The 17,786-nt window shown below is 55.0% G+C and carries 21 protein-coding genes; 7 read left to right on the forward strand and 14 right to left on the reverse strand.

The genetic code is table 11. The features are described from left to right. Window positions 1-654 precede the first annotated feature (654 nt). The 9 genes from BUE18_RS09480 to BUE18_RS09520 form a co-directional block, all read right to left on the reverse strand. Window positions 655-2,046, reverse strand: coding sequence for a cobyrinic acid a,c-diamide synthase CobB (locus tag BUE18_RS09480; protein ID WP_073475157.1), 1,392 nt, complete (start codon window positions 2,044-2,046; stop codon window positions 655-657). An 80-nt stretch (window positions 2,047-2,126) separates the two neighbouring features. After that, window positions 2,127-2,366, reverse strand: coding sequence for a dissimilatory sulfite reductase D family protein (locus BUE18_RS09485; protein ID WP_073475158.1), 240 nt, complete (start codon window positions 2,364-2,366; stop codon window positions 2,127-2,129). 72 nt (window positions 2,367-2,438) lie between these two features. After that, on the reverse strand, window positions 2,439-3,584 hold the full coding sequence (gene dsrB / locus BUE18_RS09490) for a dissimilatory-type sulfite reductase subunit beta (RefSeq protein ID WP_073475160.1): 1,146 nt from the start codon (window positions 3,582-3,584) through the stop codon (window positions 2,439-2,441). A 12-nt stretch (window positions 3,585-3,596) separates the two neighbouring features. After that, window positions 3,597-4,910: a dissimilatory-type sulfite reductase subunit alpha gene (dsrA, locus tag BUE18_RS09495; protein WP_073475162.1), complete on the reverse strand. Its 1,314-nt coding sequence runs from the start codon at window positions 4,908-4,910 to the stop codon at window positions 3,597-3,599. Window positions 4,911-5,099: 189 nt separating this feature from the next. After that, window positions 5,100-6,314 (reverse strand): hypothetical protein, encoded by a 1,215-nt coding sequence (locus tag BUE18_RS09500; protein ID WP_073475164.1) that lies wholly within the window; start codon window positions 6,312-6,314, stop codon window positions 5,100-5,102. Window position 6,315: 1 nt separating this feature from the next. Then, window positions 6,316-6,945, reverse strand: coding sequence for a tetratricopeptide repeat protein (locus BUE18_RS09505; protein WP_073475166.1), 630 nt, complete (start codon window positions 6,943-6,945; stop codon window positions 6,316-6,318). 3 nt (window positions 6,946-6,948) lie between these two features. Then, a complete protein-coding gene (locus BUE18_RS09510) occupies window positions 6,949-7,785 on the reverse strand; it encodes a 50S ribosomal protein L11 methyltransferase (RefSeq protein WP_073475168.1) in 837 nt (278 codons plus the stop codon). After that, window positions 7,766-8,119: a hypothetical protein gene (locus BUE18_RS09515; RefSeq protein ID WP_073475169.1), complete on the reverse strand. Its 354-nt coding sequence runs from the start codon at window positions 8,117-8,119 to the stop codon at window positions 7,766-7,768. The genes BUE18_RS09510 and BUE18_RS09515 overlap by 20 nt, the downstream gene beginning before the upstream one ends. Before the next feature lie 4 nt (window positions 8,120-8,123). Then, window positions 8,124-8,792, reverse strand: coding sequence for a YkgJ family cysteine cluster protein (locus BUE18_RS09520; RefSeq protein ID WP_073475171.1), 669 nt, complete (start codon window positions 8,790-8,792; stop codon window positions 8,124-8,126). 523 nt (window positions 8,793-9,315) lie between these two features. On the opposite strand from BUE18_RS09520, the gene BUE18_RS09525 reads away from it, so the two are divergent. The 7 genes from BUE18_RS09525 (at window position 9,316) to BUE18_RS09555 (ending at window position 13,146) form a co-directional block, all read left to right on the forward strand. Next, window positions 9,316-9,558 (forward strand): AtpZ/AtpI family protein, encoded by a 243-nt coding sequence (locus BUE18_RS09525; protein WP_083610918.1) that lies wholly within the window; start codon window positions 9,316-9,318, stop codon window positions 9,556-9,558. Continuing rightward, entirely contained in the window at window positions 9,545-9,919 is a 375-nt protein-coding gene (locus BUE18_RS09530) for an ATP synthase subunit I (RefSeq protein WP_073475175.1), read from the forward strand. The genes BUE18_RS09525 and BUE18_RS09530 overlap by 14 nt, the downstream gene beginning before the upstream one ends. A 151-nt stretch (window positions 9,920-10,070) precedes the next feature. Further along, the gene (gene atpB, locus BUE18_RS09535) at window positions 10,071-10,709 is read left to right on the forward strand and encodes a F0F1 ATP synthase subunit A (protein ID WP_015949035.1); all 639 of its coding nucleotides are present in this window, start codon (window positions 10,071-10,073) and stop codon (window positions 10,707-10,709) included. Between the two features lie 2 nt (window positions 10,710-10,711). Then, window positions 10,712-11,689, forward strand: a complete 978-nt coding sequence (gene atpE, locus BUE18_RS09540) for an ATP synthase F0 subunit C (protein WP_073475177.1) — start codon at window positions 10,712-10,714, stop codon at window positions 11,687-11,689. Window positions 11,690-11,722: 33 nt separating this feature from the next. Continuing rightward, window positions 11,723-11,971 (forward strand): ATP synthase F0 subunit C, encoded by a 249-nt coding sequence (gene atpE, locus BUE18_RS09545; RefSeq protein WP_073475179.1) that lies wholly within the window; start codon window positions 11,723-11,725, stop codon window positions 11,969-11,971. Window positions 11,972-11,986: 15 nt separating this feature from the next. Next, the gene (locus BUE18_RS09550; protein WP_073475181.1) at window positions 11,987-12,439 is read left to right on the forward strand and encodes a F0F1 ATP synthase subunit B; all 453 of its coding nucleotides are present in this window, start codon (window positions 11,987-11,989) and stop codon (window positions 12,437-12,439) included. Between the two features lie 140 nt (window positions 12,440-12,579). Then, on the forward strand, window positions 12,580-13,146 hold the full coding sequence (locus BUE18_RS09555; protein ID WP_073475183.1) for a F0F1 ATP synthase subunit B: 567 nt from the start codon (window positions 12,580-12,582) through the stop codon (window positions 13,144-13,146). 99 nt (window positions 13,147-13,245) lie between these two features. On the opposite strand, the gene BUE18_RS09560 is transcribed toward BUE18_RS09555, so the two are convergent. Genes BUE18_RS09560 through BUE18_RS09580 form a run of 5 tightly spaced genes read right to left on the reverse strand, consistent with a single transcriptional unit; the run spans window position 13,246 to window position 17,613 of the window. Next, window positions 13,246-14,247: a GNAT family N-acetyltransferase gene (locus BUE18_RS09560; protein WP_073475185.1), complete on the reverse strand. Its 1,002-nt coding sequence runs from the start codon at window positions 14,245-14,247 to the stop codon at window positions 13,246-13,248. A gap of 53 nt (window positions 14,248-14,300) precedes the next feature. Next, on the reverse strand, window positions 14,301-15,653 hold the full coding sequence (locus tag BUE18_RS09565; RefSeq protein ID WP_073475187.1) for a B12-binding domain-containing radical SAM protein: 1,353 nt from the start codon (window positions 15,651-15,653) through the stop codon (window positions 14,301-14,303). Then, window positions 15,653-16,480 (reverse strand): carbohydrate deacetylase, encoded by an 828-nt coding sequence (locus tag BUE18_RS09570; RefSeq protein ID WP_073475189.1) that lies wholly within the window; start codon window positions 16,478-16,480, stop codon window positions 15,653-15,655. Before BUE18_RS09570 ends, BUE18_RS09565 begins: the two co-directional genes overlap by 1 nt. A 25-nt stretch (window positions 16,481-16,505) precedes the next feature. Next, entirely contained in the window at window positions 16,506-16,952 is a 447-nt protein-coding gene (locus tag BUE18_RS09575) for a hypothetical protein (protein ID WP_073475191.1), read from the reverse strand. Between the two features lie 40 nt (window positions 16,953-16,992). Continuing rightward, a complete protein-coding gene (locus BUE18_RS09580; RefSeq protein WP_073475192.1) occupies window positions 16,993-17,613 on the reverse strand; it encodes a VOC family protein in 621 nt (206 codons plus the stop codon). Between the last annotated feature and the right edge of the window lie 173 nt (window positions 17,614-17,786).

The following is a 17,786-nucleotide window of genomic DNA, read 5'->3' on the forward strand; positions in this document are numbered from 1 at the left end:
AAAGTTATTGAGTTTTTGAGAGACGTCCCGCTAATCCTGATGGCGACTGCCGATGATGAAGTTAGTCAATTAATCAAAGACGTCCCCAAAAACACAAAAACACAGGACTGGCGGTTGAGCCTGCTGCCGATGACGATGGAGTTAGTCAAATAATCAAAGACGTCCTCAAAAACACGTTTGCCCTGGCTTTCAATCTGCCCATACATTTTTAAAAAAAGAATCCTTACGGACCCCGGCAGCATAAAACAAAGACGCTGCCGCGGCCACCCTACTGACAATGCCGGCGCTTGCCGCGCCCGCGTAGGGGCGATCCTTGTGATCGCACAAATTACCGCCGTTGTTGGGGCGAATACAAGATTCGCGCCCTACTGCCTGGGCGAACACAAAATTCATACCCTACGTAATGCGCCTCTGTAGGGGCGATCCTTGTGATCGCCCTGGAGGATGACGGGCGACGGGAGCAATCATTAGCGGATGGAGAGGGCGCCGTCCTACCAAACGGCGCCTTCTCGCTATCCATGTCCAGGCTGAGTAATAACCGTTTTAGGGGACGCGTTTTAGGGGACGTCTTTGCTTAATTGACCGTTTTAGGTTTTAGGGGACGTCTTTGCTTAATTGACTAACTTGGGAATTACGTTATTGCGAGGCAATAAATTACTTGTGGCTGTATACCGCGGCCAGGCGGACCAGACCTTCGGCCCATTGGGGGGCGCCTAACGCGTGGATGTGGGTGTAGGTGGCCAGGACGTTTTTGTATATCATGCCGTCCCTGCCGTTATAGAGGCCTCTGCCGCGGACCATGGAAAAAGCCAGGTCCGACTCCTTGCCGTTGAACTCCAGGACCGAGGAGTAATGGAACTCGTGGCCCTTTAGCTGCGTGCCCGACTCGTAATAGGGATTGGTTCCGTCCACCTTCACCACGGTGTATCCGTGGCCCTGGGGCTTTTTGGAAAGGCCGAACACAATGGGCAATATCCCGGCCATGGGATAGCGCTCTTCCTCCAGAACCAGTTCCTTTCCCAAAAACATAAGTCCGCCGCACTCCGCATAGATGGGTAGTCCTGCGTCGGCCAGGGCTTTGATTTTATTTCTGCCTGCGCTGTTGGCGGCCAGCTCCTTGGCATGGGTTTCGGGAAATCCGCCGCCTATGTACAAACCGTCCAATTTGGGTATCGGCTCGCCGGATACCAGGCTGAAGGAAACCACCTCCGCGCCGGCCTCCTCCAAGGCCTCCAGGTTTTCGGGATAATAAAACTGAAAGGCCGAATCCTGAACCACGCCGATCCGGGGCCTGTACCCGTCCAGCTGAGGCTTGGGTCTGGCCATGGGCAATTTGTCCGTGCGAGGCACGGCGACCAATGGGCTTCGGGCGATTTGGCGGACCATGTCCAGGTCAAGATACTTGGCGGCGATGTTTCCGGCTGAGTCCACGGACTCATAGGCCCAGTCATGCTCGGCCGTGGGAATGAGCCCCATGTGCCTTTCGGGAAAATCCTCGGAAGTCAGTTTGGGGATGGCTCCTATCACGGAAATTCCGGTGAATTTCTCGATGTTTTTTCTGAGCTTGGATTCGTGCCTGGCGCCGGCCACGTTGTTCAGGACCACCGCGCGTAAATCCACGTCCGGGTCGAAATGGGAGCACCCCATGACCAAAGCGGCCATGGTGCGGGTGCTTTTGGTGCAGTCCACAATCAGGATTAAGGGAGAAACCAGGAGCTTGGCCAGCTCAGCCGTACTGGTGGATCCGTCCGGATCTATACTGTCGTACAGGCCCCGGTTTCCTTCGATGATGGAAATGCCGTCTTCTTTGGAGTGGCTGACAAAGGATGCAACGGTGGTGTGGGGATCTACCAGAAAGGCGTCCAGATTGTGGCACGGCTTGCGTGCGGCAAGGGCGAGCCAACCGGCGTCTATGTAATCCGGTCCCTTTTTAAATGGGATGACATTCTCGCCCGCTTTGGACAAGGCGGCTGAGAGGCCGACGGAAAGTATGGTTTTCCCAGATCCTCCGCGCAGGCCGGATATTGTGATTCTAGGGAGTACCATATTCCCCGCTGAATTCTTTTTAGCGCTTGGGACATGAAAACGGCCTAAGCCTAAGCCGTTTTCATGAATATCCCAGTTGATTAATCTTCGTCTTCAGCGTGAGCTTGTTTGCCGACGCCTTTGAGCCCGATCAGGGTGGTGCTTCCGGAAGACCAGTACTCCAAGGTTCCTTCGGATACCATGGTGTTGACCAGCTTCTTCACCGTACGGGGTTTTTCTTCCGGGAAAAATGCGTAGAAATCTTTCAGATAAAACTTGGATTTTCCTTTTTTACCCTTCAATTTCTCGACAATAATGTCTCTGGCTGCAGCTTCGTCCATTTTATTACCTCTTTAGTTTTCTCCTGAAAGGGCGGCCCAAAGGCCGCCCTCCAGGAAAAGTTGTTCAATATTTTAGAACTTGAACTGAGAGGTCTGGCGCCACGTGTAGTAGGCCGGATCCCTGAAGTCGTCGATCAGGTGATGGGTGAACTCAAGGCCGGTTACGTCGAAGAAACGTTCCCAACCAATGCGCTCGGCCCATTCGCCGAAACGTTCGTACTTGTTGGCGCCAGCAGCATAGGCTTCCACCATGTTCTTGATGCAGTCGGTCGTGGACTCCCAACGCGGTACTTCGTTGGGCAGGAAGGCGACGACGACCTTGGAGAACTTGGGATAGCTGATGCGGTTGGACACCTTGCCGCCGGCCATGATGACGATGCCGTCACCTTCGGTGTCAGCCAGGGGCATGGAGGGGCACATGGTGTAGCAGTTGCCGCAGAACATGCAGCGTTCCTGCTTAACGGCGACGGAATTCAGTTTCTTGTCGCCGATTTCCACCTTGGTGGGGCGGATGGCTGCCGTGGGGCATGCGGCCACTGCCAAGGGGATTTCACACATTTTGTCCAGGTATTCATGGTCCAACATGGGCGGCTTGCGATGGTAGCCCAGGATGGCGATGTCAGAGCAGTGCACAGCGCCGCACATGTTCAGGCAGCAGGCCAGGGACACGCGCAGGTGAGCAGGCAGACGCATGGATTTGAAATCGTCGAACAGAACGTCCATAGCCGCCTTCACGGGACCGGATGCGTCGGTCGCGGGAGTGTGGCAGTGGATCCAGCCCTGAGTATGAACGATGTTGGTGATGCCGGCGCCGGTGCCGCCAACGGGGAACTTGTAGGATCCGCCGGCGAACTTGCGGCTTTCCAGATCGTCGATCAAGGGTTTAACCTTGGCTTCGGCGTCCACCATGAATTCGATGTTGTTACGGGTGGTCCAACGGACGTAGCCGTCGCAATGTTTATCAGCGATTTCACAGATTTCACGGATGTGGGTAACGCTCATGAGACGGGCGCCGCCGCAGCGAACCGTGTAAACTTCGTCTCCGCTTTCAGCCACGTGCTTCAGCACGCCAGCCTGCAGGACTTCATGGTATGCCCATTTGCCCTTGTTGGCCTTGATGACCGGCGGGTAGAATTGTTCGTAATGTTTGGGACCAATATCAGTGATCCGGTTCTCCATGGGTTTTTCGGGATTATATCCTGAGGATACAAATGCCATTATGGTCACCCCCTATCTCTGATGGTATTTTCTGAATTCATTAACGTCACGCTGCCAGCCGCCGGGAACTTCGTCTTCCTTCCAGAAGATGTAGGGGTTGGAACGAGGTTCTTTGACGTGTTGCGGAACAGGATCGATACCGACGGCGTCCAGCATTGCCTGGAAGCCCTGGCGTTTGATCAGTTCGCCCAAACGCTCGCGGTTCTTGCCTTCTTCCATCCACCAATCCCAGATAGCTTCGATGACTTCGGTGATTTCCTCGTAAGGTTCTTCCACCTTGACGAAGGGAACCAGCAGGGAGCCCATCTGAGCGCCGTCCAGAATAGGAGCCTTGGCGCCGACCAGAATGGACAGGCCGGTTTCTTTGCCTTTTTTCAGAGCGCGAGGCATGACGTTGATGCAGTGCATGCAGCGGGTGCACTCTTTGTTGTTGATTTCCAGCTTGCCGTCTTCGTACTTCATGCAGTCGGTGGGGCACAGGTCGATGACTTCCTTTTGGATGTCGAAGGGTCCCCAGTTGCCGTCTTTATGAGCGCCGGCGTTGGGCGGGAACTCGCCGCCGACGTAAGCGGCGACAGCTTCCTGATCCACTTGGATGTCGTCGCGCCAGGTGCCGATGAAGGACATGTCGGAACGAGCGATGGAAGCCACGCAGCAGTTGGGGCAGCCGTCAAACTTGAACTTGAACTTGTACGGGAAAGCCGGGCGGTGCAGTTCGTCCTGATACTCATTGGTCAGGAAGTGGCACAGAGCCTGGGTGTCGTAGCAAGCATATTCGCAACGGGCTTCGCCGATGCAGTCAGACGGGGTGCGCAGGTTGGAGCCGGAGCCGCCAAGGTCCTGCCCATGCTTGTGAGTCAGTTCAAAGAAAATTTCCTCGAGCTGCTCGGTGACGGTTCCCAAAAAGACGATGTCGCCCGTGGAACCGTGCATGTTGGTGATGCCGGAGCCGCGGAATTCCCACAGATCGCAAAGATTGCGGAGCCATTCGGTGTTGTAGAACTTACCGGCGGGCTGGTTCACGCGGATGGTGTGAAAGTGAGCAACGCCCGGGAACATTTCGGGCTGGTCGCAGTAACGGCCGATAACGCCGCCGCCGTAACCGAAAACGCCGACGATTCCGCCGTGTTTCCAGTGAGTCCGGCCATGCTTGTAAGAAAGCTCCAGTACGCCGAGAATGTCTTCGCAGACATCCTGTTTTACCTGAAACTCTACGTTGTTTGCATTCTTGGCCCGGTTTTCAGCCTCCTGCTTGATGTCGGACACAAAGCTAGGCCAGGGCCCGCTTTCCAGTTGGTCCAACAATGGAGTCTCGTGTTTTGCCATGTTTACCTCCAGTTAACAGTTAATTGTGTTTATGGGTCATGCTAAATACTATAAGGGCTTTGGCCTGCCCTTAGACGCCAAAAACGTCACCTCCTCTCCAAAGTCTTTGTATTTATTATTTATATTTAATTTTTTCTAATTCTTATCCTTTTTTAGGTTCAAGTGAAAAATCGTACAAATGGGCAACATTTATAAAAGCACGGCCCCTTTGTCAACAAAAAACGGGTCTTTTCGGCTTTTGAAAAAAGCCTCCACAAGGGCTTGGGCGTGCTCCCCGCCCCGAGTCAATAAAAACGGCCGGTCCGGCGACTGGGGGGAACTGGCGGCGACAAGCTGAAAGCAGAGCTCCTCCCAATACTCCCGGGGCATCTCACGGCAAATGCCCAATAACGCCGCAGCGAATTCCGGGTCCTGGCCCGCATCCAAGCCGCGCAGGGCGAACCCCTGAAAGGCCCCCCGCAACGTGGGGTATACGCTGGCGCCGTCCGCCCAGGCAAGGTCCCCCACGCCGTCGATCCGGTCCAGGCGCATGTGCATGGTCAGGTTGACTAGAAAATACAGGGCGGCTTCCAGACGGGTTTCCGGGTCCGTGTCTCCTTCGGCCTCCAGCATGCCTTGGTATTGCCTCACGGTGATCAGGCGCACGTCCAGGTCGTCCTGCAGGGCTTTCACCACAAAGTCGCCGGCGGCGTGGTGCCAGGGAAAGATCTGCCTGAAATCGCCCGGGTCATAATAATAAGCCAGGATAGCTGCGGCTTTTTCGTATAACGCCGCGGCCTGGCACGGCTTCATGAAAAAATGGCCATGGGCGTTGTCCCAGACCACGATCTCCTGGGCCTGGCTGGCGGGATTGCACGAAAGATGGAACTCGCAATAGCCCTCGTACCACTGGCAGAAAAAAGCCTCCGCCTCCACCACGCCTCCCTGGCTTAACAGGCAGGGAGCGCGGCCCTTGCCGTAAGCGGCCGGCGTGAAAGAGCGGGAGAATCCCCTGCCAAGGCTGTCCAGCACCTCAAACTCTCTGGACGCCGCCGCGATGCCTGAATCGGATAAGGCCACATTGGCCGCAATCAGAGCGGTTCCCCTGTCCGTGACAGCCTCCACCCGCGCGGGGTGGTAAAAAGCGCCGTGCTTCTCGGCGACCACCCGCCATTCACGAACCTGGTCAGCCTGGGCGTCCTCCCCCAACTGGTGGCGCACACCGGCCAAAGGCAGGGCGAAATGGTTGTCCGAAAGCATTTTTCCCAAGGATTGGAAGTAGCCTCCAAAAGTGACGGAGGCCTCCGCCGGACGCTCCCGCCCGCTCCGCTCCATGGGCAACAGGGTCCGGGCGACTTCGTCGTTTAAGGGAAGCTCCCCTCCGGGCATTGCCACATAGTACGAAATGGAAGGCGTCCGGCTCATCTTATCTGTGCGCCTTCAATTCTTCAAGAAGCCCGGGATGCACCTCAAACCCCATTTCCAAAGCCTTGTCGCAATGCTCAATGGCCCGGTCGTATTCTTCCCTTTCCAGATACGCCAAAGCCAGGTTGTTGTGCGCCGGGGCGAAGTTGGGGTTCAGCTCCAATGCCTTTTCCGCGGCGGCGATGCTTTCCTCCACCAGCCCCTGCGTATAGTACACGCTGGCTAATGTGGTGTAAGCCTGGATGAAATTCTGGTTGTAGTTGATGGCCTTGCGCAGATTCCGCACCGCCTCGTCGAAATCGCCTTTTTGAGCCAGGCAAAAGCCGATGTTGGCGAATCCCTCGGCAAAACCCGCCCGCGATTTGATGGACTGCTTGTTCCAATCCAGACATCCCTCCAAATCCCCGCGGTCCAGGGCGATGCCGCCCAGGGCCACATAGGCTTCCGCCAGGCTGGGGCTGCAGCTGATGGCTTCCTTTAACTCGATTTCCGCTTCATTGAACAGCCTTTTGCCAAGCAGGCCCATGGCCAGGTTATAGTGGGACTGGCCGCATTCGGGATTCATGTCCACGGCTTGGCGGTATTCCGCAATGTATTGATCGATGTTTTCAAACTCTTTATACTTCGCCATTAGTTAACTCCTTATGGTTTTTTGCAAGAATATCATGCAGGCCCATTTGTTTTCGGACTTTTTGCCTGTGCATTCAAAGCCGTATTCACGGGCTCTTTCTTCCATAGCATCGCTTTCATGCCTTTGTATGCCCGTGACGATCATATGTCCGGGCCGTGAAATTACCCGGTCAAAAACCGGCATCGCCTCCATTAGGGTGGGCAGCCGAAGATTCGCCAGGATCAAGGAAAAACAGCCCTGTATTTCAGGGATAGGCGTGTCCGAAACGGACAGCCTATGCTCCATTCCATTGAGTGCGGCGTTCTCCCGGGTGTCGAACACCGCACACGGGTCGATGTCCGTGGCAACGCCTTTGTCCATGCCCAAACGCAATGCAGCAAGGCCGAGAATTCCGGTTCCTGAGCCGACGTCCAGGACCCATTCCCCCGGCCGAAAACGCGTCCGGCCCTGCGGGGCTAAAATGTCTTCAATTGCCGCTATCGCCATACGCGTGGTCGGATGCCGGCCCGATCCAAAAGCCGCGCCCAAGCGCATGACAACCTCCGCTTCCCCCGGCTTCAGCATTGAATTACTGCATAGCGGGGGAATGACAACTATGATCCTGCCCAGGCGAGTCAACCCCATGTAAGACTCGCACACAAACGAAGTGCCCAGTTCATAAGTGTACATGAGCCGGCCGTCTTCTAAAAGGTCCCGGATGATCCTTCGGATCTCCATGCGGCTTCCCAGTGCAGCCCCGACCGCTTCCTTTTCAAGCAGAGGCTGGGGGATGCGCACCGCGCGAGCTACGCGCTCCAGGATCCATTGGGGAGCGCCCAGGTCAGTCTGTATGGCCTTCACGCGTTAGAAGCTCCTGGTACCACACGGCGAACTCAAACATGCCTTTGATGCGTTCTTCTTCGTTCACGATGCCAAGGGCCATTTCCAGGGCGCCTCCGGAATACGAGTTGTTGTGAACTCCGTCAGGCCGCGTTTGCAAAAACTCCCTGACCAACTGCTGGGTCGTGCGCTTGGATTTATCTTTGCGGATGTCAATGGGATCCTTGGGCTCCTGGAATGGGTCCCATTGTTCAAATGTCATTTTTTTGAGGACGCCCTTTTTACGCCTTTCGGACATGGCGTTCCAGATGGCGAGTTTGCGTTCCTCTTCCTGTTCGGGAGTCAGGTTGCTCATGGGCTTATTCCTTCTCCTCTTTTTCCTCTTTAATGCCCAGGTACTCCTTGTTGTACTCGGTCAACAAGGCCATGGACAACGGCACCAGCATGTCCGCCATGCCCACATACTTGGTGGGAATGCTCGCCACAATCTTTTGGCTTAGCTGGTACAGCATGGCGTTCAGGGAGTCCAGATTCACCGTGGGGTAGGGCTTGCCTTCTTCAAATCCCGACTCTCCGCAAGTGTGCCCCTTGCCGCCGATGGCCGTGGGAATGCCGTACAAACGGCAGGTGATGGGCCGCTTGTCGTACAAAATGCACTTTTCGTCGTCGTCCAAAAGAGGGCACCGCACCCGCTCCCAAGCGACGCGGGACAAAATCTCGTCCGTCTGCCTGCCCTTCTTGGTGGCCTGGTAGGCTTCCTTTTTGATCATATGGATTTTGCGGTCCGCCCGGTCCGCCCTCTCCAGCAGCCGGTCCTTTTCCTTGCCTTCAAAACGCTTGTTGAAGTGATGATTGATGTACAACGCTTCCACCAAACTCAAGTCAAATAAGGCGTAACAGCAGTCGGAACAACCTGGCTTGCACTTGACGCAGTCGGAGTGAGCCTCTTCCACGGTCTTGAAGGCTTTGTCCACGCCTTCCACCACTTTTTCATATTCTTCAAATATTTTTGAATGATCCAGTTCCATCGTTGCGACTCCATAAATAAGTTGACGGGCCAATCTGATTGGAAGCCCGGTTTCGGCTAAACCGAATTTTTAATTATGCCCGCAATATAACACATCGTCAAGGACTTCCAAACAGGGGCGGGGCGATTGCCTTGCCCCAAGCCCCCAAACCCCAAGCCGGACCGGAGCCGCAGCGCTTTATGATGGGGGGTTAAGACCTTTCCTCCCCGCCTGCCCGGGGCGGCCCCGGGCGAAAAAAACGGACAATGCGGTTTAAAGCTCAAAATTTATTTTTACTCAAAAATTTTGAATAATATTTATCTAAACTTAATTTCGCCCTTACCTATATTTATACCTATATAAACGTTTGACACAAGCCTTCGGGTCTGCTACTCACTGTCCCGTCGCGACTCCCGCGCGCCCTTGAGTGATAAGTGTTTAGAGCGATCAAGGGAAAAAAAACGCAATTTATCCGACGTGGCGTATTGGTGACCCGGTGGCGAAACTCTTTAATTTCAAAGACAATAAACCATGGGCCCAGGATATGACCATTGTCATGCAGTTGGGCCTGACCATGGCCGGCTGCATAGCCTTCTGCTTCTGGGCCGGTTATGAACTGGACAAATGGTTGGGGACCAGGGGGGTCTTCATCACAATCGGAACCTTGTTGGGAGTGGCTGGCGGAGCGAATGTCTGCTATCGCGCGATAATGGATTTAACCCGGGATTCCGGGAAAGGGGACGCGGGCGAAAAACCGCCCGAAGACAAACAGGATGGAACAGGTTAATGAACTGCGGAGGCGTTATTGCCCCAGGGCGCTGGCTCTGGCGGTTATGGCAGGCGCCATCCTGATTGTGCTGGACATGAAGCCCATCGGTAAGGGGATCATTCTCGGGACTATATTCAGCATCCTCAATTTTCTCATTATGAGCCAGGCCTTGCCAATGGCTGTTGTGCAGGGCGGAAAAGGCAGCGTGCTTCGCAGCCTGGGGTCCGTTCTGGTCCGGTTTGTGTTAATGGCCGGGGCCCTGTTTGTAGGCGCGAAATATGATGCCTATAATTTTTTCGCCGTGGCGGGGGGGCTGTTCGCCGTTCAATTGGTTATTTTGGCGGATCATTTGCTCAAGGCGCTGCGGAGGCAAATCTGAATTTTTCAGTGTTGAATTTGGGTGCGGGCCATGATAGGGATGCGCGCCCTTGGGGAAAATTTGACGTAAATAAATAAAGACGGGTTTCGAGATTATGGATGAACTTGGGAGAATACATCAGTTGCTTGTGCCGCTGACGGATGGTTATACAATGACCTTCAATTTGGAAGTCATTCTCATGACCTGGATCGTCATCGGCATTTTGCTTTTATTCGGGTTCCTGGCCGTGAAAAAGCGCGGCGTGATTCCCAACCCCATGCAGGTGGTGGGCGAGCTTTTCGTCAAAAATCTGTATGATCTTGCGGACGACGCCTTGGAAGAGGAGTTGGGCAAAAAGTACGGTCCCATGATTTGCGCGCTGTTCCTTTTTCTGTGGATGAGCAACATGCTGGGCGTTTTGCCGCCCTTGGGCTTCATTCCGGAATTTTCCGAGCCCACCAAAGATTTAAACACGCCGTTGGGGCTGGGCCTTATGGGCTTTTTCATAGCCCACGCCGCCGGCATCAAGGAAAAGGGCATCAAGGACTACCTCAAGGTGTACATTGAACCCTTCGCCTTCATGCTGCCCCTTAACCTGATCGGCGAGCTGGCCAAGGTGGTTTCCATCTCCTTCCGTCTGTTCGGCAACATCATGGGCGGCTCCATCATCATCCTGGTGGTTTCCCACCTCACGTACTCCATACTGCTTCCCCCGGCCCTGTTCGGCTTCTTTGGGATCTTTGTGGGCACCATCCAGGCCTTTGTATTCACCATGCTTACTACGGTTTATATTTCTGTCCAGGTGAAATAGTTATGAATGATATTACGATGTGGGCCGAAGTGGCCGCGTTTGTTGGAGGCGGATTAGCGATGGGCTTTGGGGCCATTGGCGCTGCGGTGGGAGAGGGATACGCTGCAGCCAGCGCCAACGCCGCCATCTCACGGAATCCCGAAGTAAGCGGAGAGGTTTTCAAGACCATGCTGGTGGGCCAGGCGGTGGCCGAGTCTGCGGCGATTTTCGCCTTGGTCGTGGCCATGCTGCTGGTTTTTGCCAACGTAGGGGAAAATGCGTCCTGGATGACCGTGACCGTGTTCTTGTCCTCGGGCCTTTGCATGGGACTGGGCGCCATCGGCTCCGGCGTGGGCTCGGGATTTCCCGCAGGCGCCGCCTGTGAGGGAACCGCGCGTCAGCCGGCAATGGGCGGGCGGCTGGTGACCAATATGCTCATCGGCTCCGCCGTGTGCCAGACCCCGGCGATTTTCGCCCTGGTGGTCTCCTTTATCCTCATGTTCACCAATTTTTCCGACAGGCCGGTCAACCCCACATGGGCGGCCATCTTGGGCGCAGGCCTGGCTTCGGGGCTGGGCGCCATCGGCTCCGGCCTTGGCGGCGGCCTTGTGGCTCAGGCAAGCTGCGAAGGCGTGGCCCGTAAGCCGGAAGCCGCAGGCACCCTGACCAACGTCATGCTTTTGGGCCAGGCGGTCACCCAAACCACGGCCATTTACGGCATGCTGGTCTCCTTTATCCTTATGTTCAAAGCCTTCGACCCTGCAGGCACGACCTTGGCGCCGGCCATGGCCCTGCTCTCCGCAGGCATCTGCATGGGCATCGGCGCCATCGGGCCGGGCGTAGGGGAAGGCTTTGCAGCACAGAGCGCAGTAGGTTGGATTGCTAGGAACGAAAACGCCACGGCGGAACTGACCCGCACCATGCTGGTGGGGCAGGCCGTTGCAGAGTCCACGGGCATTTACGCCCTGGTGGTGGCGTTGGTACTGATATTTGTTGTGTAAAAATATTATTTCTTTTTCTCAGGAGGTAGGCAAATGGCAATCGAAGGTGCAGACATCATCAAAGCAGCAGGTCTTTTGGGCGCAGGTTTATCCATGGGTTTGGGAGCTATCGGGCCCGGCGTCGGTGAAGGTATGGCGGCGGCCAAGGCTTGTGAAGCCATCGGACGCAACCCCAAGGAAGCCGGTCTGTTGACCCGTACCATGCTGGTCGGCCAGGCTGTTTCCGAGTCTACGGGCATCTATTCTCTGGTTATCGCGCTCCTTTTGCTCTTTGTGGTCTAATACGGGGAAGAATTCATGGAAGTTGTCAGCAATATCGCCTTAATCAGCATCAACGAGACGTTGGTCGTCCAGGTGATCTCTTTCCTGATCTTCCTTTTTATCGCCAAAAAGTTCATTTTTACTCCCCTGCAGGATTCCATGGGCGAAAGGGACTCCCAAATCAAGGGCGCCCAGGACGATATCGCACAGGTTAAGCAGGAAATGGACGCCATGGCCGCAGAACTTGCCAAGCACGAGGCGGATGCCAAAAGCAAAGCCTTGTCCTTGAAAAATGAATTGGAAGATGAAGGCAAAAAAGAGGCCCTGGACATCGTGAACGCCGCTCGGAAAGATATTGAAGGCATGCGCGCAGAAGCCGCCGCTCAGGTGGACGATCAAATTGCGCAGGCGCGCCGGTTCTTTCAGGCTGAGTCCGAGGCGCTAAGCATAAGCATTATGGAAAGCATGCTGGGCAGAAAGGTTTCTTGATCGAAGCCGCCCTCCCGGCCCTTTCAGGTGCAATGAGGATTTGACGGGCTAAACTTATCAGAGTCCGGCGGGCGCTCCCCAATCCCCCATCGGGAGGGTGAGAGCCCGTGGACTCAGGCCCACGAATATTGGAGAGGCTGATGAAACATTCGGCGCAAAAGATCGGGTTGTTCGCAGGCGTGCTGTTCATGTGTTTCGCCGCGAACGCCTTTGCAGCGGAAACTCAGAGTTGGAGACCGACCTACGACTTTGTCATGCGGTGGGTCAACTTCGCTATCATGGCGTTTTTGTTCTTTAAATTCGCCTGGGGACCCCTTACCCGCTGGCTGCGGGGGCAGGGCGATGAAGTGGCCGCCCAACTCAAGGATATGGAAGAAAAAAAGCAAGCGATCCTGGAAAAAATGGCCGAAACCAAGGAACAGATCCAACAGCGCTCTCAGTACCTGGAAGAACTTATGGCCAGAACCACGGAAAACGCCAGGAAGGACAAAGAGCAGATTGTGGAGCAGGCCAAGGCCGAAGGCGCGCAAATGATCCAGGACGCGAAACAACGGGCCGATTACCAGATCGCAGCAGCCAGGAAGCAATTCCGGGCGGAGCTTATTGACGAAGCCGTGGAACTGGCGTCCCAAAAACTGCCGGGGATCATTTCCTCTGACGACGAAAATAAGATCCAGACGGATTATCTGGAAAAAGCCCTGCAGTAAGCCGCCCTCCGTAAGGCGGACAGGAAAAGGCATTTCCTGCTGAAAATGCATCCAAGGCCTCACCCATGTTTTTGGGCGGGGCCTTTTTGCATTCCAACCCTACACCACGTCCGTATCCCCCAAGCTCAAACGCCACCTTAACGGATCCAGCCATAATTTTGCGCCCCCCCCTTTAAAACGGCCTGCAAGATGGAACACCTTGGGCGCCGCCGCTTTAGGCACAGGGTAAAATCCCAACCGGGAGGCCAATCCATTCTTTCCAATGGGAAACAGGGCCGTGAGCATAAAACATCCCCACGAAGCCGCGCGGATCTTGGCGGCTTTTACAGCCTGCTCCGCGGCCTCCGGGCAATCCAGGGGAAAGCAGTCCACGAGCACGCACACTTTAAGGCCGGAAATCCACTGAACCCGGAGCGTGTAATAGCCCGCCAAACGCCCTGACTTAAACAGCCCGAAAACCTTGTAGCCAAAGTCAGGCAAATCCAGGTAGCGCCATTGCAAATAGGCTCTATCCCTGACCTGAATGATTCCTTCCAGGGGCCTGTGCGCCTCCCAAAGATGGTCAAACTGGAGACTGAGCCTTTCCATGGGTGCTTCCTCCCAACCCCGGTCCAGTCTCGGGGATGAGCCGGCCTTAAGCAGCGCGGAAAAAGAGGTGAATCCAACCCGGGCCAGCAGATCCCCGACGCGGCGCCACCCTAAACTCCCGGTAAATCCGGGCATGGAGTTTTTGTTGGGAAACCCCCAAACCATGGTTATTCCGTGCTCCGACTCCATATGCGCATAAACCTGCCGCGCAAGGCCCGTAAAGACGCCCTGGCCCTGATACCGGGGATGCACCATGGTGTCGCAGGAATAGCCGCAAAGGGTCTCTACGCCGTCCACAAGCATTCTAACGGGTATGGCGGCGTACTGGCCTACGATCCTGCCCTGATCCTTAGCAAGTGCGATAAAGCCCGGTCCGGCCGGGTTATTAAGGAATTGCCATTTCCAGGCGTTGAGCCTGGCGCGCACAGGGTCCACCTGGCCGAAAACCGCCCTTCGAAGAGTCAGGATGCCGTGCTCGTCGCCGGCTTTATAAAATTTTGCCTGCCAGGTCATGGGCGCCTCTTGGGTGGTAAAAACCGGCTCGCAAGGGGGTTTTAGGCCAAGTATTACTTAAAAAGCATATTTTGTGAATTTTTTAACATGTCCCCTAACACATTAAAAATCGGCCTCGGCCGCAAATAAAATTTCAAATAGGCCTTGTGCAGCATTTTTTTGAGATTTTGCAGGTCATGATCGAAAAAATTGTAATGCGGATACTGATGAGCGGGAAATGTTTCCGGATTCAGGCCGCAATTGCCGGCTAAAATCGTGCCGGGAAAGGGCACGATCAAATGAAAAGCGGCGTAATCGGGATCAAGGCTTAAGGCTAACTTAATGGTTGCCTCCATTTCGCAGTCATGTTCGCCCGGAAAGCCGAAATTCATGAATAGAGCCGTCCTTATCCCGAATAATTTACAAAGCCGGACCGCACGGCGGCAGTCTTTAACCCGAATCCCTTTGCCTGTCTGCTTTAAAATCCGATCCGTCCCGGCTTCCACGCCGAAATGGATGAGGCTGCACCCGGCCTGAGCCATGGCTTGGGCGACCTCCTCGTCCATGTCGGTAACCCTGGTCTGGCAGCACCAGTTCAGGGATAGGCTGCGACTCTGCAGGCCCTGGCAAAATTCGAGGACGAACCTTTTGTTGACGGCAAATTCCAGATCCATGAAATAGAGGTTCTTAAGGCCTAACTTTTTAACCGCCCATTCGGTTTCATCCAGAAAACGATCCACGCTTTTTCGGCGAACCCGGCGCCCGTACATTCCCATATAGCAGAAATTGCACTTTCCCGGGCAGCCCCGGGAGGCCTCCAGAATCCCGAAGGATTTTCCCATGACGGGAAAATAGTGGTAAGCCTTCATGTCCAGTAAATGAAAGGCCGGGTAGGGAAGGGCGTCCATATTTGTGATGTACTCCCTGTCCGCCGATTTTTTGAGGCGCCCGTTATCCAACCATGCCAGCCCGGGAATCTGCTCCAAATCGTCCGGACTTTCAGCGCACGCGATATCCAGCATGGTTTGCTCCGGCTCGCCAAGAATTGCGCCTTTTGCGCGGGATTCCCTTAAAATGGCCTCCGGCCGTTCCGTAACGTGGGAGCCCAGGATGAACAGTTTGTCTTTGCTGATAGGTTTTAGCGTATCAAAGAAAAAGCGGATGTCCAGGGACGGGCACTGCCAGCGGTCGTATGGCGTGGACGTGACGAACACCCTATCGTATTGTTCAGCCAGGATGCCGATTTTTTCCGGCGAACAGGCTTTAACCTGGTTGTCAATGATGCGCACTTCCAGGCCTCTCTGCTCCATCATGGCGGCGGCCAAAGCAAGGGACAAGGGGGGCCACAGCCTTTTAAACTGACGCTGCTTCTGGTTTTGTATCCCGGTCCAGTTAGGATTGATCAGCAGGATGCGTCTATGGTCCATTAGGCAAACTCCCTGAAAGAGCCCACCCTGACCCCTTGTTGATCAAGAGCCTCCTTAAGGGACGGGTCAGTGCACAGGTCCATGTCGTTTTTCCAGGAGTAGCCCCAATGGGCGTATTTTTCCGCTGTGTAAGCGTCGCCGATCCCGGGATGAAGCATGATCTCCAGCGTTTTAAGCGAGGAGAAATGCTTCAGGGACGACAGGACCGCTTCCACCGTCATGCGGCCTCCGGCGTTAAGAAACCCCGTGCAGGGAATGACCGGCAAGTTTTTGGGGATGCGGGGCTTCACGTAAAACATGCTCCATGTATTCAGCATACCCCATTGCAGGCGCCGTTTTAGACCGGCGCCTTTTTGCATTGGCTCTTTCACCAGGGTGCGCATGAAGGGAATTTTGTATTTTTTTTGAATGTCCAGGCATAGAGGAAATACGCCGGGCAAAAGGTGCACGAATTGATGGCTGTCCAAGTGGCTTGGCTTTACGCCTGCGTCAAAAACCTTTTCCACCTGGGCGCATAGCTCTCTTCTGGCATGTTCCGGATCAAATCTTCCGGTTGCCAGCGCCATGGTCAGGTCTTGGCGGGAAGGCATGCACTCCCCGGGAAAATAACCGGGGCCGGGCAATAGAGGCTTTTCGTCCGTCAGCGTCAGATGCACCCCAATGTCAAGGCCCTTATGGCAAAAGGCGGATTGCACGGCGTGGTCAAAAGCCTCTCCCGGCGCTATCAAGGAAGCTGCTCCAAGCAGACCTTTGGAATAGGCCCGGACAATCCCCTGGTTTACTCCCTGGGTGAGCCCTAAATCGTCTCCGTGAAATATCAAATGCATGGCTGCCTGTATGGATTGCAAAAGGCTATTGGGCGAAAAATTCGTATTCCTTGGCCTTTTTCCTGAGCACGCGCTCCAACTCCCCCCGCCTGGATTCCAAACCGGGAATGGCGATTACATGCCTGGCGCCGTCCTTCTCTTTTAGAACCAAGGCGAAGTCGTCCTCTTCCCCCTGATACTCTATGGACTCCACAGTACGAAAGCGCACCCGGCGCTTGTCCTTGGGACCGGTGCGCCACTTGATGGAATCGATGTCCACCAGCAAAGACGGCGCCCTGCGGCGGGTCCGTTCATACAACCAGGCGGTCAAGGCGTATAGGATCAGCGGAAAAATCGCAATAAGGGCGAATACGCCGTTTTGAAGGCAGTAGACCAGGCCTAACATAAAAAGCATGGAGTCCACCGTGAACAAAAACAACCATAACCCGGGATTGCTGTATACGTGCCTGAACTCAACAACTCGGATTTTCATAGCCCGCCTCCTGACGGGGAAGGCCTTCTATATAACCATTTCACCCTTTGTTTAACTCCCAGGAGCGTTTTCCCATTTTTTTTTGCATACCGGCCAGCAAATTGTACAGGCCATGAGGCGCCCTTATCTGCTTGCCGAATATGCTGACGGTTATGAACTCGATAACAAACCCGCACTGCTCCTTGGCGTCCATGTACGCAAACTCCACGCGGACCGGTTTGGAAGCTATGCGGCCCCGGACCCATAAAGGACAGCCGGCCTCCGTCAGCTTTTCGGAGGCTGCATCCACGTCCGGAACCATGAATCCGAGGTGGTGGACGGTCATGCGGCCCAGAGGATCAAGGGCCTGCCTGTAAAAATTCGACCCTTCTCCAGGTTCCAGCAACTCCAGTTCCGCGCCCTGGTAGCTTGAAATCCCAATCCGCCCCCTAAAATCCCGGTCCTTGCCGTTTTCCGTCCACATTTGAACAGGGCCGCCGGCGATGAAGAAAGCTTGCAGCCCCTTTTGCTCCAAACGCCTGGAGGCCGCCTCGGCGTCGGCCGTCACAACGCCCAACTGGTCAACTGGCCCCAGCCCGGCCTCCTGCAGAAAAGGCCGCCCCAAGGACTGAACGGCTTTGGCAAAATCGTCATGGACGAGAAGATCATCCAGGTAAACCATACCCTCCCCCGTTACATCTTCACATTGTCAAAAAGATCGTCTGCCTACTTCATACAAGGCTATCCACGGGGGAATCAAGGCAAATTTCGGAGATAAGAGCATCGCGCGGATAAAATGAGGCGACCCACGCCGAATTTGAGGGAAAAACGGAAAGGGCACTGGGAAGTTGGCGC

The sequence above is a fragment of the Desulfatibacillum alkenivorans DSM 16219 genome (assembly GCF_900142135.1).
Classification (GTDB): domain Bacteria; phylum Desulfobacterota; class Desulfobacteria; order Desulfobacterales; family Desulfatibacillaceae; genus Desulfatibacillum; species Desulfatibacillum alkenivorans.

What these genes read in the sequence shown, in the direction of transcription:
- dsrB (WP_073475160.1), bottom strand. Translation starts at nt 3,584, where the DNA reads ATGGCATTTGTATCCTCAGGATATAATCCCGAAAAACCCATGGAGAAC.
- BUE18_RS09575 (WP_073475191.1), bottom strand. Translation starts at nt 16,952, where the DNA reads ATGAAAATCCGAGTTGTTGAGTTCAGGCACGTATACAGCAATCCCGGG.
- atpE (WP_073475177.1), top strand. Translation starts at nt 10,712, where the DNA reads ATGAATGATATTACGATGTGGGCCGAAGTGGCCGCGTTTGTTGGAGGC.
- BUE18_RS09555 (WP_073475183.1), top strand. Translation starts at nt 12,580, where the DNA reads ATGAAACATTCGGCGCAAAAGATCGGGTTGTTCGCAGGCGTGCTGTTC.
- atpE (WP_073475179.1), top strand. Translation starts at nt 11,723, where the DNA reads ATGGCAATCGAAGGTGCAGACATCATCAAAGCAGCAGGTCTTTTGGGC.
- BUE18_RS09580 (WP_073475192.1), bottom strand. Translation starts at nt 17,613, where the DNA reads ATGGTTTACCTGGATGATCTTCTCGTCCATGACGATTTTGCCAAAGCC.
- atpB (WP_015949035.1), top strand. Translation starts at nt 10,071, where the DNA reads ATGACCTTCAATTTGGAAGTCATTCTCATGACCTGGATCGTCATCGGC.
- BUE18_RS09565 (WP_073475187.1), bottom strand. Translation starts at nt 15,653, where the DNA reads ATGGACCATAGACGCATCCTGCTGATCAATCCTAACTGGACCGGGATA.
- BUE18_RS09505 (WP_073475166.1), bottom strand. Translation starts at nt 6,945, where the DNA reads ATGGCGAAGTATAAAGAGTTTGAAAACATCGATCAATACATTGCGGAA.
- dsrA (WP_073475162.1), bottom strand. Translation starts at nt 4,910, where the DNA reads ATGGCAAAACACGAGACTCCATTGTTGGACCAACTGGAAAGCGGGCCC.
- BUE18_RS09550 (WP_073475181.1), top strand. Translation starts at nt 11,987, where the DNA reads ATGGAAGTTGTCAGCAATATCGCCTTAATCAGCATCAACGAGACGTTG.
- BUE18_RS09560 (WP_073475185.1), bottom strand. Translation starts at nt 14,247, where the DNA reads ATGACCTGGCAGGCAAAATTTTATAAAGCCGGCGACGAGCACGGCATC.
- BUE18_RS09515 (WP_073475169.1), bottom strand. Translation starts at nt 8,119, where the DNA reads ATGAGCAACCTGACTCCCGAACAGGAAGAGGAACGCAAACTCGCCATC.
- BUE18_RS09485 (WP_073475158.1), bottom strand. Translation starts at nt 2,366, where the DNA reads ATGGACGAAGCTGCAGCCAGAGACATTATTGTCGAGAAATTGAAGGGT.
- BUE18_RS09530 (WP_073475175.1), top strand. Translation starts at nt 9,545, where the DNA reads ATGGAACAGGTTAATGAACTGCGGAGGCGTTATTGCCCCAGGGCGCTG.
- BUE18_RS09570 (WP_073475189.1), bottom strand. Translation starts at nt 16,480, where the DNA reads ATGCATTTGATATTTCACGGAGACGATTTAGGGCTCACCCAGGGAGTA.
- BUE18_RS09500 (WP_073475164.1), bottom strand. Translation starts at nt 6,314, where the DNA reads ATGAGCCGGACGCCTTCCATTTCGTACTATGTGGCAATGCCCGGAGGG.
- BUE18_RS09480 (WP_073475157.1), bottom strand. Translation starts at nt 2,046, where the DNA reads ATGGTACTCCCTAGAATCACAATATCCGGCCTGCGCGGAGGATCTGGG.
- BUE18_RS09525 (WP_083610918.1), top strand. Translation starts at nt 9,316, where the DNA reads ATGACCATTGTCATGCAGTTGGGCCTGACCATGGCCGGCTGCATAGCC.
- BUE18_RS09520 (WP_073475171.1), bottom strand. Translation starts at nt 8,792, where the DNA reads ATGGAACTGGATCATTCAAAAATATTTGAAGAATATGAAAAAGTGGTG.